Source organism: Curtobacterium sp. SL109 (genome assembly GCF_026672405.1).
Lineage (GTDB): Bacteria > Actinomycetota > Actinomycetes > Actinomycetales > Microbacteriaceae > Curtobacterium.
In genome coordinates this window covers 1,627,071-1,643,366 of the sequence record NZ_JAPPRB010000002.1, presented here as the reverse complement: position 1 = coordinate 1,643,366, position 16,296 = coordinate 1,627,071, and the positions used below count along the sequence as shown (strand labels likewise).

The following is a 16,296-nucleotide window of genomic DNA, read 5'->3' as shown; positions in this document are numbered from 1 at the left end:
GGAGTCGGAGCCGCGCGGGAGCAGGGCGAGCGCGTCCGGCGGTGGCCGCGGTCTGGGGTGTCGGCGCCCGGCAATAGGATCGGGGCATGGCAACCGCGAATGACCGCCTCGTCTGGATCGACTGCGAGATGACGGGCCTCGACGTCGAGGTCGACGAACTCGTGGAGGTGGCAGTGGTCATCACCGACTTCGACCTCAACCCCGTGCACCCCGGGTTCGACATCGTGATCAAGCCCGACCAGTCGGCGCTGGACAACATGAACGAGTTCGTGACGAACATGCACGCGACGTCGGGCCTCAGCGACGAGATCCCGAACGGCGTCTCCCTCGCGGACGCCGAGTACCAGGTGCTCGAGTACATCCTCGCTCACGTCCCCGCCGAGGGCAGCGCTCCCCTTGCAGGCAACACCATCGGCACGGACCGCGCGTTCCTGGCGAAGTACATGCCCCGCGTCGACGGCCACCTGCACTACCGCAGCGTCGACGTGTCGAGCATCAAGGAGCTCTGCCGCCGCTGGTTCCCGCGCGTGTACTTCAACGCGCCGGAGAAGCACGGCGGGCACCGCGCCCTCGCCGACATCCTCGAGTCCATCCGTGAGCTCGAGTACTACCGCCGCGCCGGCTTCGTCGCTGAGCCCGGCCCCTCGACCGACGACGTCCGCGCCGTGGCCGCCGAGGTCGTCGAGGCCTGGGCACCCCGGCTTGCGAGCCCGACCGCCGAGTAGTGTCCCGGACACCCGCTCGCGTGTACTACTATTGAGTGGTTGCCCCGCAGGTCAGGGCGACGGACATGGTGGGTATAGCTCAGCTGGTAGAGCGCCTGGTTGTGGTCTAGGAGGTCGCGGGTTCGAGCCCCGTTACTCACCCCATGGTCGAAGGCCCCCGTCGGATGACGGGGGCCTTCGTCGTTCCACGGCTCCACCGCTCGGCCCGGCGGACGTCCGGGCGGGTGTGTCACGATCGAGCCCGTGATGGAGATGTCCGCCGAGGCGTTCGAGGCCCTCGTGACCGATGAGCTCGACCTGCTGCCGGACGAGATGGTCGACGGGCTCGACAACGTGGTGTTCGTCGTCGAGGACGAACCCGAGGACGGCTCCGAGCTCTTCGGCGTGTACGACGGCGTCGCTCAGACGGAACGCGGGCAGTACGGCTTCGGCGAGCTCCCCGACCGCATCGTGGTGTTCCGGAAGCAGCACCTGGCGGAGTGCGACACCGAGGAGGAACTCCGCGACGAGGTCCACACGACCCTGGTGCACGAGATCGGGCACTGGTACGGCATCGACGACGAGCGCCTGCACGAACTCGGTTGGGCCTGACCTCCGCATCCTCCGATCGGGCAGCGTCAGGAGCGCAGCACCACGTCCGCCAATGACGCGGGGTCCTCCGTTGTGATGAAGATGTCCTCCTGCGCGGCCCACCGGTCCCACTGCGCCGCGAACACCGCACCGTCGCGGTCGATCGCCCGGCGCTTCCGCTCCGCGTCGTCCGCCGACATCCAGATGCGGAGGGTCCCGAGGGGTGCCGACGCGCGGGACAGTGCGCCGCAGCCCTCGACCACGAGCGGCGCGGCCGGGTCGAGCGACACCCAGGCCGCGGGTTCCGACCGTTCCCAGTCCCACTGCCGGTAGCCCGACGGCGCACCGAGCACATCGTCCACCACGGCCGTCGATGCTGCCAGCAGCCCGTCCCAGCCGGGGTAGACATCGTCCAGGTGGACGAGCTGCGCTCCGAGCTCGGCCGCCAGGGCGCCGCCGAGCGTGGTCTTCCCGGTGCCGGAACGGCCGTCGACCAGGACGACGGAGCGTCGGCCGGAGGCGGCGGAGGCGACCCGTGCGCGGGCGGCGAGCGACGTGACCGAGTCGAGCCGAGCCTCCCGGCCGGATGCAGGCGACGCGACCCGATCGGACGACCTCGCCTGATCGGAGGATGCGACCGGACCGACACCTGCCCGATCAGGCACGCCAGGTCCCCGCTGCGACGGCCACCGCGATCGACACCAGCCCGATGCCCACGAGCACCGCGACCGTCGCCCACTCGGGTCCGCCGAACCGCGCCGGGCGCGCCCACGTGCGCGTGCCGGGCGCGCCGAAGCCCCGAGACTCCATCGCCACGGCCAGCGTCGTCGCGCGACGCAACGCCACGACGAGCAGGGCGAACGCCATCGACGCACCCCGACGCAGGCGTCCGGTGTCGCCGAGTCCCCTGGCTCGCCGGGCCATGCCGAGCTGTCGCCAGTCCTCACCGAGGAGCGTCATCATCCGGATCGCCGCGAGCGCACCGAGGACGAACCGGGCCGGCAGCCGCAGCACCTGCCCCATCCCGTCCGCCAGGTCCGTGGGGTCCACGCGGACGAACAGCGCGACCGACGGGATCCCCACGGCGAGCACGCGCAGCATCGTCGCGAGCGCGAGCACCAGGGAGCCGTCGGTGACGTGGGCGAAGCCGAGGTCGAACCACTCCCGGCCGGAGGCGCGCCCGTACAGCGCGATGCTCAGACCCGTCAGGGGCACCGCGAGCAGCACCGGCGACGTCCGCAGCACCAGCGTCCGCACCGGGATCCGCAGGAGCGGCAGCAGTGCGAGCTCGATCGCCAGGGCGACCGCAGCGGACACGACGTCGAGACTCAGCACGAGGCAGACGCCGAGTCCGAGCACACCGAGCAGCATGGCGACCGGCTGGACGGCGTGCACACCGTGGGCACGCCGGACGGGAGGCTCGCCTCGCCACGACGGGGACGCTGGCGTCGTCGGGGCGGTCACCACGCGCCTCCCGTGGTCGCGTCCGTCTCGCCTGGTGCGCCTGGCGCGCCTGGCTCGCCTGGTGCACCCGTCTCGTCCGGTACGCCCGTGTCGTCGTGTGCGTGTCGCGCGCCGGTCGGGGTGAGGACGACCTCGTCCGCGTCGAGCGCGCGGACCAGGTCACGGTCGTGGGTGACCGCGACGATCGCGGTGCCGCTGTCGGCGAGGGCACCGAGACGGTCGACGACGGCCTGCCAGGTGGCGCGGTCCTGCCCGGAGGTCGGTTCGTCGAGCACCACGACCGGCGGGCGGGTGGCGACGACGGTGCCGATCGCGAGGCGACGCTGCTCGCCGCCGGACAGCGTGAAGGGGTTGGCGTCCGCCAGGTGTCGGAGAGCGAAGGCGTCGAGCAGGTCGTCGGCGCGGGCCGCAGCGTCGGGGAGGCCGAGGGCGCAGGGGCCGGCCTCGAGCTCGGCGCGCACGGTGCGGGCGACGAACTGGTGCTCGGGGTCCTGGAACACGGTGCCGATCCGCGCGGCGAGGGCGCGGCTGGTCCAGGCGTGGGGTGCTGGTCCGGCTCCGTCCGACAGGGCCTCGGTGGCGAGGAGCGTGCCGTCGGCGGGGCGGAGGAGCCCGGCGAGCGTCAGGCCGAGCGTGGACTTGCCGACGCCGTTCGGGCCGGTGACGGCGAGGACCTGGCCGCGGGTGACGGTGAGGTCGATGCCCGTGCCGACGCGCTGGCGGCGTCCGCGGGCGGTGGCGAGGCGCTCGGCGCGGAGGAGCGTGTCCTGGTCGAGCGGGCGGGATGCCGGGGTGGGTGGCTCATCATGCGCTGGCATTTCGCCCGCTCGTTCTGGAGTGAGAAGGGGGCGGCGGGCGGAGCCCCTGGCGGGTTCGGAGCCGGGGACCCACACGCCGGCGGCGGTCAGGGCGTCGCCGTGGGTCCGGAGCACCTCGGCAGGGGTGCCGTCCGCGACGACACCGCCGGCGGGTTCGAGCAGCACCAGTCGGTCGACCAGGTCGAGCCACGTGCCGATCCGGTGTTCGACGACCAGGAGCGTGGCGCCGGTGTCCTCGAGGAGGGCCCGGACCGCGTCGTGCACCTGCTCCACACCGTCCGGGTCGAGGTTCGCGCACGGCTCGTCGAGCACCAGGGCGCCCGGTCGCATCGCGAGCACCCCGGCGAGCGCGAGTCGCTGCCGCTGACCGCCGGAGAGCATCGTCGTGGACCGGTCGAGCTCGAGGTCGAGCCCGACGACGTCCAGCGCGGAACGGACGCGCTCCCACGTCTCAGCGCGTGGAACCCCGGTGTTCTCGCACCCGAACGCCACGTCGTCGCCGATGCGGGACATGACGGTGTGCGCCTCCGGGTCCTGCATGACGAGGCCGACCCGGCCGCGGACGGACTCGGGCGGGGTACCGTCGACGAGCACGCTGCCCCGGACCTCGGCCGCGGTGTCGTCGTCGGGGTCGGGTTCGTCGGGCAGGACCGCTGCGACGGCCCGGAGGAGCGTGGACTTGCCGGCGCCGGACGGCCCGACGACGGCCACGCGCTCCCCCGGCTCGACGACCAGGTCGACGCCGCGGACGGCCCAGGTGTCACGCTCGGCGTACCGCCAGCCCCAGTCGCGGAACTCGATCCGGGCGGGGTGGGCGCCCGCCATGCTCAGGCTGCCGACGACGGACGGCGCTTGGCGTGCTCGCGGCCCACCGCGAAGGACGACAGCACGCCGGTGCGGGCGAGTGCCCGGACGACGAGCCAGGAGCCGAGGCCGGCGATCACGGCGCCGGAGATGGTGCCGCAGACGATGTAGACCGCCTTGAAGGCGCCGTCGAGACCCGCGTACCAGAGGACCGAGTCGTTGATGCCCAGCGCGAGGCCGGCGGCAGCGCCCGCGAGGACCACGACCGGCAGGCGGTACACGCGGTACAGGAAGAGCGCGAGGACGAGCTCAGCGCCGAGGCCCTGGACGAGGCCGGCCTCGAGCGTGCTCCACCCCCACTGCGTGCCGAGGAGGGCCTCGACGCTCGCGGCGACGATCTCGGCGTACAGCGCGGCACCGGGCTTCCGCACGATGATCGCGACGATCGGCCCGGCGAGGAGCCAGACCCCGCCGAACAGTGCCTGGGTGCCGGGCAGCAGGAGCGCGACCGCGGCGGAGAGCGGCTCGTAGCCGAACTCCCAGAGCTTGAACACGACGCCGACAGCGACGGCGAGCACACTCGCGACGACGATGTCGACGACCCGCCAGCGCAGGGAGCGCCTGGGCGCGGACGTCGCCGCCGTCGAGTGGGCGGTGGTGGTGGTGGGCGTGCCGGACGGCATCATTCGAGACTCCTCCCTGCGCCGGCATGACCCGGATCAGGTTCGACGGTCGGAGCGCTGCTCGCTCCCTCTCAGCCCGGCGATCCCGGACTCCCGTGTGTGTCCCAGCAGTGTACTGCTTCGGAGCCCTACTTCTTGAGGACGCGGATGAGCTTGCGGAGGACGGTGCCGGTCACCCAGATGACGGGGATGCTGACGACCAGCAGGGAGATGAGGTTGGGCTCGAACTCCAGGTCCTTGCCGGGACGACGCACGTACGCGCCGACGGGGAGGGTCGCCCCGCCGCCACCGCCGCCACCGTTCTGGTCGTCGCCGCCGCCCCCGAAGCCGAACCAGCCGACGGACACCGGGATGAGGGTCTGGTCGCCGACCTCCACCGGGTCCCCGTAGTTCGTGGAGACCCCGACGGGGCGGACCTTGTCTGCGATCTGCGTGACGATGTTGGTCATGGCGCGAGGCTACTCCCGCGGTCCTGGCGACCGCGCGTGCTGTCCACACCCCGGAGCACGCCCGGACGCTGTCCACTGACGGCTCCGGCACGGCGGACAGCACAGGGACCCGCCGATACGTTTGCTGCAACCACCTACGGAGGAACGTTTGCACACCTGGCCCGGCAACCCCTACCCGCTCGGCGCGACCTACGACGGCAGCGGGACGAACTTCGCCCTGTTCAGCGAGGTGGCCGACCGCGTGGAGCTCTGCCTCTTCGACGAGGACGGCACCGAGGAGTGCGTCCCCCTCGTCGAGGTCGACGCCTACGTCTGGCACGCGTACCTGCCCAACATCGGCCCGGGACAGCGGTACGGCTTCCGCGTCCACGCCCCGTACGACCCGGCGAACGGCGTCCGCTCGAACCCGGCGAAGCTGCTCCTCGACCCGTACGCCAAGGCGACGAGCGGTGACATCGACTGGGACCAGTCGCTGTTCTCCTACACGTTCGGCGACCCGGACTCCACCAACGACGAGGACTCCGCGTCGCACATGGTGAAGGGCGTCGTGATCAACCCCTTCTTCGACTGGCAGGGCGACCGCGCTCCGCGGACCCCCTACGGCGAGACCGTCATCTACGAGGCCCACGTCAAGGGCCTCACGCAGACGCACCCCGACGTGCCCGAGGAGCAGCGCGGCACCTACGCCGGCGTCTCGCACCCGGCCGTCATCGAGCACCTCAAGCGGCTGGGCGTGACGACGCTCGAGCTCATGCCCGTGCACCAGTTCGTCAACGACTCGACCCTGCAGGACAAGGGGCTGTCGAACTACTGGGGCTACAACACCATCGGGTTCTTCGCGCCGCACTCGCACTACTCGTCCTCGGGCGACGGCGGACAGCAGGTGCAGGAGTTCAAGACGATGGTGCGCGAGCTCCACCGTGCCGGCATCGAGGTCGTCATCGACGTCGTCTACAACCACACGGCAGAGGGCAACCACCTCGGCCCGACGCTGTCGTTCCGCGGGATCGACAACGCCGCGTACTACCGGCTGATGGACGACGACAAGCGGTACTACATGGACGTGACGGGCACCGGCAACTCGCTCAACGTCGGCCACCCGCACTCGCTGCAGCTCATCATGGACTCGCTGCGCTACTGGGTGACCGAGATGCACGTCGACGGCTTCCGCTTCGACCTGGCCGCGGCGCTCGCGCGGGAGTTCTACGAGGTGGACCGCCTGTCGGCCTTCTTCGAGCTCGTCCAGCAGGACCCGATCGTGTCGCAGGTGAAGCTCATCGCCGAACCCTGGGACGTCGGCCCCGGCGGCTACCAGGTCGGCAACTTCCCGCCGCAGTGGTCGGAGTGGAACGGCAAGTACCGCGACACCGTGCGGGACTTCTGGCGGGGCGAGCCCTCGACCCTCGGCGAGTTCGCGTCGCGGATCTCCGGGTCGGCTGACCTCTACGAGCACGACGGCCGGACGCCCAAGGCCAGCATCAACTTCATCACGGCGCACGACGGCTTCACGCTGTACGACCTGGTGGCCTACAACGAGAAGCACAACGACGCCAACGGCGAGGACAACAACGACGGCGAGAGCCACAACCGGTCCTGGAACTCCGGGGAAGAGGGCCCGACGGACGACGAGTCCGTGAACGCGCTGCGGGTGCAGCGTCGCCGGAACTTCCTCGCGACGCTGCTGCTCAGCCAGGGCGTGCCGATGATCGCGCACGGCGACGAGCTCGGGCGCACCCAGCACGGCAACAACAACGTCTACGCGCAGGACTCCGAGCTGAGCTGGATCGACTGGGCCGCGGCGGACGACGACCTCGTGCAGTTCACGGCCGACGTCGTGAAGCTCCGGCACGACCACCCGACCTTCCGTCGCACGCGCTACTTCAACGGGCGCCCGGTCCGCCGTGGTCAGGACGAGCCCCTGCCCGACGTGGTCTGGCTGACCCCGTCCGGCGAGGCCATGGAGCCCGAGGACTGGGACTCCGGCTTCGGCAAGAGCGTCGGCATGTACCTCAACGGCGACGGCATCCGCGGACGTGACTCCCGCGGTGACCGGGTCACCGACGTGGCGTTCATCACGTACTTCAACGCGCACGACGACACCGTGACCTTCACCCTGCCCCCGGAGGAGTACTCCCCGGGCTGGACGGTCCGGATCGACACCGCCGCTCCGGGCGCCCGCGACGAGGTGCTCGACGCCGGGTCCCCCCTCGACGTGCCGGCGCGCTCGATGATCGTGCTCCGCGCCGAGCCCGACCACGTGGTCACGACCACCCCGGTGGAGGTCCAGGACGCAGCCGCGCCAGGCCCCGACGCACCGCAGGACGCCGTCAGCCCGGTGAACCCGGCCGGCTCGCACGCACCGAGCGGCACCGCGCCCGCCCGCGGAACGACCGGCCCCTCCTCGAACGACCCCAACCCGAACGGAACCTCCCGATGAACCGCCGGATCCCGACCTCGACCTACCGGCTCCAGGTCTCGCCCGACTTCGACCTCACCGCCGCGAAGGACGTCGTCGACTACGTCCGCGACCTCGGCGCCGACTGGGTCTACCTCTCCCCCGTGCTCCAGGCAGAGCCGGGCTCCGACCACGGGTACGACGTCGTGGACCACTCGCACGTGGACTCGCAGCGCGGCGGGGACGACGCCTTCCGGGCGGTCGCCGAAGCCGCCCACGCGGCCGGTCTCGGCGTGCTCGTTGACATCGTCCCGAACCACGTCGGCGTCGCCACCCCGGAGGTCAACCCGTGGTGGTGGTCCCTGCTCGAGCACGGCAAGGACTCCCCGTACGCCGCCGCCTTCGACGTGGACTGGGACGCGGGCGACGGCAAGCTCCGCATCCCGGTGCTCGACGACCGCCTGCTCGACGCCGTCGTGCTGCAGGGTGACCGGCTGCTGGTCGGCGAGACCGCCTACCCCACCGCGCCCGGCACGGTCCAGAACGGCGACGACGTCGAGACCGTGCACGCGCGGCAGCGCTACGAGTTCGTGCACTGGAAGCGTGCGGACCACGAGCTGAACTACCGACGGTTCTTCGCGGTCAACACCCTCGCCGGCATCCGGGTCGAGGACCAGGAGTTCTTCGACGCCTCGCACGAACTCGTCGCGGCCTGGTTCCGCGACGGCCTCGTCGACGGGCTGCGCATCGACCACCCGGACGGGCTCTTCGACCCCGCCGGGTACCTGCAGGACCTGCACGACCTGACGGGCGGCGCCTACACGCTCGTGGAGAAGATCCTCGAACCCGGTGAGCAGCTGCCGTCCTCGTGGCCCGTCGACGGCACCACCGGCTACGACGCCCTCGGCGTGGTCGACCGCGTGTTCGTCGACCCGTCGGGCGCCGAGGCGCTCAGCGCGACCTCCGGGTCCGAGCCGCACGACTGGCAGGCCCTGACGCACGACACCCGCCGTGGCATCGCCGACGGCATCCTCGGCAGCGAGGTCGCCCGGCTCGCCCGCATCCTCGTCGCCGAGACCGACGGACTCCCGCACGAGCGCGTGGTCGACGCCGTGGCCGAGATCGTGGCCTCGTTCGACGTCTACCGCACGTACCTGCCCGAGGGCGTCCACCACCTGGTCACCGCGCTCGAGCGTGCGGCCGAGGCCCGTCCGGACCTCGACGACGTCATCGACCGCATCGCCCCGGCCCTGGTCGACCCGACGCACCCCGCGGCGCTCCGGCTCCAGCAGACCAGCGGCATGGTGATGGCCAAGGGCGTCGAGGACACCGCCTTCTACCGGGTGTCCCGCCTGTCGTCCCTGAGCGAGGTCGGCGGCGACCCGAGCGTCTTCGCCGTGACCACCGACGAGTTCCACGTCGCGCAACGCGAGCGCCTCGCGAGCTGGCCGCACACGATGACGACCCTGACGACCCACGACACCAAGCGGAGCGAGGACACCCGCGCCCGCATCGCGGTCCTGTCCGAGCTCGGGGAGGAGTGGAACGCGACGTTCCAGCAGCTCCAGGCCCTGGCACCGCTCGAGGACACCGTCTTCGCCGACCTGCTCTGGCAGGCCATCGTCGGCGCCCGCCCGGCGTCCCGCGAGCGACTGCACGCGTACGCCGAGAAGGCGTCGCGGGAAGCCGGCAACAGCACGACGTGGACCGAGCCGGACGAGGCCTTCGAGGGGCAGATGCACGCCCTCGTCGACGCCGCGTTCGACGACCCCGCCGTGGTGGCGCTCCTCGACGCCCTCGACGAGCGGATCACCGCCGCGGGCTGGTCGAACGGTCTGTCGGTCAAGCTCGTCCAGCTCACCGCACCCGGCGTGCCCGACGTCTACCAGGGCACCGAGGGCTGGGACCGTTCCCTCGTCGACCCCGACAACCGCCGCGCGGTGGACTACACCGAACGTCGACACGCACTGGCTGCGCTCGACGGTCCCGACGACGACGGCCCCGAGCAGCTCCCGGCGATCGGGCTCGACGCCCGCGTCAAGCTCCTCGTCACCAGCCGGGCACTGCGGCTGCGGCGTGACCACCCCGAGCTCTTCACGCGGTACCTGCAGCTCGAGGCCACCGGCAGCGCGGCGGACCACGTGCTGGCGTTCGACCGCGGCGGCGCCGTCACCATCGCCACGCGACTGCCCCTCGGACTCGAGCAGGTCGGCGGCTGGGGCGACACGCTCGTGCACCCGGTCCCCCTCGACCGCGTCGACCTGCTGACCGGGCGCGCCGTGCCGGCGGACCGTGGCATCGCCGTGGCCGACCTGCTGAGCACCTACCCGGTGGCCCTGCTCGTCCCGGCGGACGTCGCCGGCACGACCGGGCACACGGCGGACGGGACGACCGCGACCGACGCGAGCGGGGCCTCCCGGCCGGCCGCTCCGACCGCAGCCGACCCCGCCGCCGCAACCACCACGACCGACGCATCCTGCGAGACCGACGCGCAGGCCGACATCGACATCCTGGAGGGTCACGCATGACCGAACCTGCCCGCTACGCCGTCTGGGCGCCGAAGCCGGAGCGCGTGCGCCTGGTCGTCGACGGCACCGAGTACCCGCTCGAGCGCGGTTCTGACGACTGGTGGGGCACCGACGCGGTGATGCCGGTCGTCGGCGCCCGCTACGGGTTCCGCATCGACGACGACGACGCGGTCCGCCCGGACCCGCGCAGCCGGTTCCAGCCCGAGGGCGTCCACGGCCCGTCCGAGGTCGTCGACCCCGAGCGTTTCGCCTGGACGGACGAGAGCTGGACCGGTCGCCCCGCGCGCGGCGCCGTGGTCTACGAGATGCACGTCGGCACGTTCACGCCCGAGGGCACGCTCGACGCCGCTGCCGCCAAGCTCGACCACCTGGTCGAGCTCGGCGTGGAGTTCGTCGAGCTGCTGCCGGTCAACGGCGTCAACGGCGAGTGGAACTGGGGCTACGACGGGGTCGCCTGGTACGCCGTGCACGCCCCGTACGGTGGACCGGACGCCTACGACCGCTTCGTCGACACCGCGCACGCGCTCGGCCTCGGCGTCATCCAGGACGTCGTCTACAACCACCTCGGCCCCAGCGGCAACTACCTGCCGCTCTACGGCCCGTACCTGGTGCAGGGGCTGGCGAACACCTGGGGCGACTCGGTCAACGTCGAGGACCCCGAAGTGCGTCGCTTCGTGCTCGACAACGTGCGCATGTGGTTCCGGGACCACCACGTCGACGGGCTCCGGCTCGACGCCGTGCACGCCATCCGCGACACCTCGCGCCCGCACGTCCTCGCGGACATGGCGAGCGAGACCGACGCCTTCTCGGCCTTCGTCGGGCGTCCGCTGTCGCTCATCGCGGAGTCGGACCTCAACGACCCGGTGATGTTCCGGCCGCGCGAGGCTGCCGGGTACGGGCTCGCCGGCCAGTGGTCCGACGACTTCCACCACGCGGTGCACGTCGCCGTCACCGGGGAGACGAACGGCTACTACGCCGACTTCGCCCCGCTGTCGGCACTCGCGAAGGTGCTCGAGTCCGGGTTCTTCCACGACGGCACGTGGTCCTCGTTCCGTGGCGGGCGGCACGGGCGACCCATCGACCGTGGCACCTCCCCCACGACCGCGCTCGTCGTCGCGAACCAGAACCACGACCAGATCGGCAACCGCGCCGCCGGCGACCGCCTGGCAGCGACGGTGTCGGACGAAGGGCTCGTCATCGCCGCGGCCCTGACCCTGCTCGGCCCGTTCACGCCGATGCTGTTCATGGGCGAGGAGTTCGCGGCGTCGACGCCGTGGCAGTTCTTCACCTCGCACCCCGAGCCGGAGCTCGGCAAGGTCACCGCCGAGGGGCGCATCAAGGAGTTCGCGCAGCACGGCTGGGACGAGTCCACCGTGCCCGACCCGCAGGACCCGTCGACGTTCCAGAACTCGAAGCTGGACTGGGCCGACACCACGTCGGAGCGCGGGACGGCGATCCTGCGGGCCTACCGGGTGCTCGTCGCGCTGCGTCGGACGGACGAGGCCTTCGTCGACCACCGGTACGAGGCCAACGCGGTCCGCTTCAGCGAGGACGGCCGCTGGCTCGTGCTGACGCGCGGGCTGCTCGGTCCGACGGCCGCCCCCGTGCACGTGGTCGTCCACCTGGCGGACGGCACCGCCGAGGTCCCTGTCCCGGACACCACCGGGGAGGTCCTCTACGCGTTCGGCGACGTCACCGTGCCGGACGGCACGGCCTCCGTGCAGTTCGACGGTCGCGGCGTGGTCGTCCTGCGCTAGGGCCGACACCAGCACCACACGACGATGCCCGGCCGGGGGAACCCGGCCGGGCATCGTCACGTCCCGAAGAGCGAGCGGGAGCAGCGGCACGGACCTCCGCCGCCCGCGCCCACTCGCGTGCTCAGTTGATCGGGTTCGACACCGCGTGCGCGTTCCGCCGCACCGACGGCAGCGGGTGGTGGTCCCGGACCAGGGCACGGACCTCCCGCACACGGCGGTCGATGCCCCACTTCGTCACCAGGGTCAGGCTCTCGCGGACGATGTTCCCGCTCATCTTCGAGACGCCGAACTCCCGCTCGGTGAACGTGATGGGGGTCTCGACGATGCGGAGCCCGGCCTCGAGCGCCCGCCAGCACAGGTCGACCTGGAAGCAGTACCCCTTCGAGGCGATGCCCGCCAGGTCGATCCGCCGGAGCGCGTCGGCCGTGAAGACCCGGAACCCACCGGTGGCGTCCCGCACCGCGATGCCGAGGGCCAGTCGCGTGTACAGGTTGCCGCCGCGGGAGAGCAGCTCGCGGTACCAGGGCCAGTTCTCGACCTCGCCGCCCTTGATCCATCGAGAGCCGAGGACCAGGTCGTTCGAGTCCGCGAGCTCGATCAGCCACGGCAGGTACTCGGGGTGGTGGGAGCCGTCGGCGTCCATCTCCACGAGCTTGTCGTAGCCCTGCTCGAGCCCCCAGGCGAAGCCGCTCAGGTAGGCGCCGCCGAGGCCGTCCTTCACCGTCCGGTGCAGCACGTGCACCCGGTCGGTCTCGCGGGCGATCGCGTCGGCGATGTCACCGGTGCCGTCGGGCGAGTTGTCGTCGACGACGAGCACGTGGACGTGGTCGTCGGTCGCGGCGAGGGTGCGCTCGACGATGGGGCGGACGTTCTCCGCTTCGTCGTAGGTCGGGATGATGACCAGGGTGTCGCTCATGGTGCTCCTCGGATGGTTCGATCGAACATATCGGTCGGGTGCTGGTTCACCCGTCCGACAGGTCTGCGAAGACGATCAGATTGTCGGTGTAGTGCCCGGTTGCCGTGTCGAACGTGCCGTCGCACGTGATGAGCCGCAGCGTGGGCGTGGGGGTGGTGCCGTACACGTCGCTCGTCGGGAAGGCCGACTTCGACGCTCGTTCGGTCTTCTCGACGGTGAAGGTGCGGCTGCTGCCGTCCGTCATGGCGACGTGGACCTGGTCTCCGGCAACCAGCTCGTCGAGCCGGAAGAACACGGCGGCGCTGGTGGGGCTGTCGACGTGCCCGGCGATGACCGACGGACCGACCTGCCCGGGGACGATGCCGTCGCTGAACCAGCCGGCGTTGTCCCACCCCTTCGGCGGGTCGAGCTCGCCGGCGGCGCCGCGGTGCAGGTCCTCGAGCGAGGCGTCGACCCCGATGGCCGGGATCGTCACCCGGGTCGGGGTGGCGTCGGAGCGGGCTTCGGGAGCGGCCGGGTCCTGGAACCCGGTGATGTCCCGGTCGCCGCTCCCGGCTGCCGCGGAACCGGACGTGGAACCAGCCGTGGAACCAGCAGCCGCGGAACCGGCAGCACCGGCAGCGCCACCGGCGCTCGACGACGCCGAGCTGATCGGGACGGCGGCACCGTCACGGTCCCCGACGGCCACGGCCACCCCGGTCGCCACGGCTCCCGCCGCCACCACGACGGCCGCCGCGGTCCCGACGACGACCCAGCGCCGTCCGAGTCTCGCCGCCAGGGACACCGTGCGGGCTCCGGCAGCCGCAGCATGTCCGCCAGAGCGAGACTCGCCGCCACCAGCCGCGCCAGCGCCACCAGCCGCGCCAGCGCCACCAGCCGGGCCAGCGCCACCAGCCGCGCCGCCGCCGCCGGCCGGGCCAGCGCCACCAGCCGCGCCAGCGCCAGCGCCGCCGCGCCCGGCCGACCGCCGCCCGCGCTCCCCGCTCACGACGCACCCCCGCCCGCGGTCGCGCAGCCGCCGAGCACGTCCGACGTCAACATGGTCGCGCCGAGCGCTGCCCACGCGTCCCCGTAGTAGGTCGGCGTCGTGGCCGAGGTCCGGTCAGCACGCTCCAGGTCGGCCCGCGCGGCACCGGTCGCCCCTGCCGCCTGCTCCGCAGCGGCTCGCGCCGCGTACGCCAGCGCGCTCCGGTCCCCAGTGACGGCCGTACCGCCGAGGTCGAGCTGCGCGGCGAGCTGCGTCGTCCGGCGGAGCGTGGGCGCGACCGACGCGGCGAGCGCCCGGTCGGGAGCCGTGCAGGCCTCGGCGTAGCGCAGCGGCATCCGCATGGCGTCGTACCCGTAGAGCACCCGGGCGTCGTCCCCGGTGGCGGGCATCGGGTCGACGGTGCCGTCGGCGTGCACCTGCGACCAGTCGCTCGGCAGGTCGGACTTCTCGAGCACGGCACGGGTCACCGCGGTGGAGCTCGTCTCGAGCTCCTTCCAGCGGTCGTCCTGCGTCGCGGCGGCGAGCACCCGGTAGGCGGCCGGTGAGGCGTAGGAGGCGTTGTACCGGTACGGCTCGGAGTCGGCCCACGGTCCCGGGAGCAGGATCAGCCCGAGGTCCGTCCTGGCCGTCTCGTGGTCGAGCACGGCCGCGGCCATCCGCTTGCCGGCGGCGGTGTAGCGCTCGTCGTCCCAGGCGTCGCCCGCGAGCACGAGGGCCCTGGCGGTGTCGAGGTCGGCGTCGCTCGCGGACTGTGCGTCCGAGACGCCACCGTCCGGGGTCCAGCGCCAGGCGAGCAGCTGGTCGTCGGTGAGCAGGTGGCGCTTGGTCCACGACCAGATGTCGCCGAAGCGGTCGCGGTCACCAGCGGCGTAGGCGATGAGCAGCCCGTAGGCCTGCCCCTCGCTGACGGTGTCGTTGCCCTGGTCCTTGCGGACGACGCGGCCGTCCTCGACGTACCGGTCGAGGAACGCGGTGCGCAGCTGCGCCGGGGTGCGGGTGCCGTCGGGGGCGGTGGTCGAGGTGGGCGTCGAGACGCCGCCGGCGTCCGGTGCGCGGTCGGACCACGGTCGGACCGCGGCGACGGCGATGCCGCCGGCGACGAGGACCGCGGCGAGCGCCACGGCGGTGACGGGGATCCAGTTCCTGCGGGTCATGCTGGCTCGCTCTCTGCTGGTGGGTGGGGCGTGCGGACTGGAGGCTCGGACCAGGTGCGCGGATCGGCGCACGTGGGGCGGGCCTCCAGTCCGGGTCGGGCGGGACGACCGCCGACCGGACGGGACATCCTCCGATCAGGCGGGACGACCGCCGGTCAGGCGACGGTCAGTTGAAGAGGCCGCGGATCGTGCGGACGAGGGCGTGGAACGCGTCGGTGGAGGGGCGCTCGGCGGCCGTGCCGCCGCCGCCGGTCTGCACGCCGCCGGCCGGGGTCTGCGCGGTCGCGGCCGCGTCGGTGACGGGCACGACCGTGAGGTCGCCCTTGCTGTCGTCGAGGACGAACAGGGTGGAGACGGTGTTGCCGGCGAGGTCCACGTCGGCGCTGCCGACCTGTCCACCGCCGCTGAGGTCGAGGTTCCACTTGCCGGCGCCGACCGTGGCGTACTTCGTCGCGGTGCCGAACTTCGCGTCGGAGGCGATCGCGGTGCCCTCGGAGGTGCTGACGTCGACCGTCTTGGCCGTGGTGGCGGCCTGGACGAGCCGGAGCTTGGCCTTGCCGTCGCCGGGCTGCTGCAGGTCGTCGGTGAACGCGGCGGTCTTCAGCGAGGTGTTCTTGCCGTAGGCCACGACGGTGCTGGCGTTGCCGCCCTGCACGGTGACGTCGGTGGAGATGACCGGGGTGGAGTCGGGTGCGTCGGAGGCCCGCATCGAGAGCACGTAGGTGCCGGTCGGCAGCTCCTTGTAGGGGCTGACCTGGCCGTAGGTCACGTCGTCGAGCTCGAAGACGGTCTTGCCGCCGGCCAGGCTCGACAGTTCGACGTCGACGCCCTTCGTGTCCGGCGAGAGGTGCCCGACGCGGAGCCAGCCGTCCTGCGGGGCGGCGGTGGCGGCGCTGGCGGTCTGCGGGGCGAGGCCGACGGTCGCGGCGACGAGGGTCGCGGCGAGGGCGCCGACGACGACGATGCGGCGGCGAGGGGTGCGGAGGGAGGCGGTCATGATGGTGCTCCTTCGGGTCGGGGCGGTGCTGGTGCGATCAGGGCGATC

Annotated in this window: 14 protein-coding genes, 1 tRNA gene and 1 riboswitch; of the genes, 6 read left to right on the top strand and 9 right to left on the bottom strand. The window is 72.3% G+C overall.

From position 1 onward, the window contains the following. Positions 1–86: 86 nt before the first annotated feature. From orn to OVA28_RS09300, 3 genes are all read left to right on the top strand, one after another. Positions 87–725 carry an oligoribonuclease gene (orn, locus tag OVA28_RS09310; RefSeq protein ID WP_194660664.1) on the top strand — a complete coding sequence of 213 codons (639 nt, stop codon included), beginning with the start codon at positions 87–89 and terminating at the stop codon, positions 723–725. A gap of 68 nt (positions 726–793) precedes the next feature. Continuing rightward, positions 794–869: transfer RNA gene (locus tag OVA28_RS09305), tRNA-His, on the top strand. A gap of 102 nt (positions 870–971) precedes the next feature. After that, positions 972–1,316 (top strand): metallopeptidase family protein, encoded by a 345-nt coding sequence (locus tag OVA28_RS09300; protein WP_194660844.1) that lies wholly within the window; start codon positions 972–974, stop codon positions 1,314–1,316. A gap of 26 nt (positions 1,317–1,342) precedes the next feature. Here OVA28_RS09300 and OVA28_RS09295 read toward each other — a convergent pair whose 3' ends face one another. The 5 genes from OVA28_RS09295 to OVA28_RS09275 form a co-directional block, all read right to left on the bottom strand. Next, complete coding sequence (locus OVA28_RS09295) at positions 1,343–1,960, bottom strand: ATP-binding protein (protein WP_268096719.1); 618 nt, start codon at positions 1,958–1,960, stop codon at positions 1,343–1,345. Continuing rightward, complete coding sequence (locus tag OVA28_RS09290; protein WP_442780776.1) at positions 1,953–2,666, bottom strand: energy-coupling factor transporter transmembrane component T family protein; 714 nt, start codon at positions 2,664–2,666, stop codon at positions 1,953–1,955. Before OVA28_RS09290 ends, OVA28_RS09295 begins: the two co-directional genes overlap by 8 nt. 89 nt (positions 2,667–2,755) lie before the next feature. After that, the gene (locus tag OVA28_RS09285) at positions 2,756–4,402 is read right to left on the bottom strand and encodes an ABC transporter ATP-binding protein (protein WP_268096718.1); all 1,647 of its coding nucleotides are present in this window, start codon (positions 4,400–4,402) and stop codon (positions 2,756–2,758) included. 2 nt (positions 4,403–4,404) lie between these two features. Then, on the bottom strand, positions 4,405–5,064 hold the full coding sequence (locus OVA28_RS09280) for an ECF transporter S component (protein ID WP_268098185.1): 660 nt from the start codon (positions 5,062–5,064) through the stop codon (positions 4,405–4,407). Further along, positions 5,061–5,170, bottom strand: a riboswitch (TPP riboswitch). (Overlaps the previous gene by 4 nt.) 22 nt (positions 5,171–5,192) lie before the next feature. Then, complete coding sequence (locus OVA28_RS09275; protein WP_194628965.1) at positions 5,193–5,513, bottom strand: hypothetical protein; 321 nt, start codon at positions 5,511–5,513, stop codon at positions 5,193–5,195. 148 nt (positions 5,514–5,661) lie between these two features. Here OVA28_RS09275 and glgX point away from each other — a divergent pair, with 148 nt between their 5' ends. Genes glgX through treZ form a run of 3 tightly spaced genes read left to right on the top strand, consistent with a single transcriptional unit; the run spans position 5,662 to position 12,193 of the window. After that, entirely contained in the window at positions 5,662–7,950 is a 2,289-nt protein-coding gene (gene glgX / locus OVA28_RS09270) for a glycogen debranching protein GlgX (protein ID WP_268096717.1), read from the top strand. After that, positions 7,947–10,436, top strand: coding sequence for a malto-oligosyltrehalose synthase (gene treY / locus OVA28_RS09265; RefSeq protein ID WP_268096716.1), 2,490 nt, complete (start codon positions 7,947–7,949; stop codon positions 10,434–10,436). The genes glgX and treY overlap by 4 nt, the downstream gene beginning before the upstream one ends. Further along, positions 10,433–12,193 carry a malto-oligosyltrehalose trehalohydrolase gene (gene treZ / locus OVA28_RS09260; protein ID WP_268096715.1) on the top strand — a complete coding sequence of 587 codons (1,761 nt, stop codon included), beginning with the start codon at positions 10,433–10,435 and terminating at the stop codon, positions 12,191–12,193. Before treY ends, treZ begins: the two co-directional genes overlap by 4 nt. Before the next feature lie 121 nt (positions 12,194–12,314). Here treZ and OVA28_RS09255 read toward each other — a convergent pair whose 3' ends face one another. From OVA28_RS09255 to OVA28_RS09240, 4 genes are all read right to left on the bottom strand, one after another. Continuing rightward, positions 12,315–13,109 (bottom strand): polyprenol monophosphomannose synthase, encoded by a 795-nt coding sequence (locus OVA28_RS09255; RefSeq protein ID WP_194628957.1) that lies wholly within the window; start codon positions 13,107–13,109, stop codon positions 12,315–12,317. Positions 13,110–13,155: 46 nt separating this feature from the next. Continuing rightward, a complete protein-coding gene (locus OVA28_RS09250; RefSeq protein WP_268096714.1) occupies positions 13,156–13,893 on the bottom strand; it encodes a class F sortase in 738 nt (245 codons plus the stop codon). A gap of 200 nt (positions 13,894–14,093) precedes the next feature. Further along, positions 14,094–15,251: a glycosyl hydrolase family 8 gene (locus tag OVA28_RS09245; RefSeq protein WP_268096713.1), complete on the bottom strand. Its 1,158-nt coding sequence runs from the start codon at positions 15,249–15,251 to the stop codon at positions 14,094–14,096. 166 nt (positions 15,252–15,417) lie between these two features. Beyond that, on the bottom strand, positions 15,418–16,248 hold the full coding sequence (locus OVA28_RS09240) for a DUF4397 domain-containing protein (RefSeq protein ID WP_194660657.1): 831 nt from the start codon (positions 16,246–16,248) through the stop codon (positions 15,418–15,420). Between the last annotated feature and the right edge of the window lie 48 nt (positions 16,249–16,296).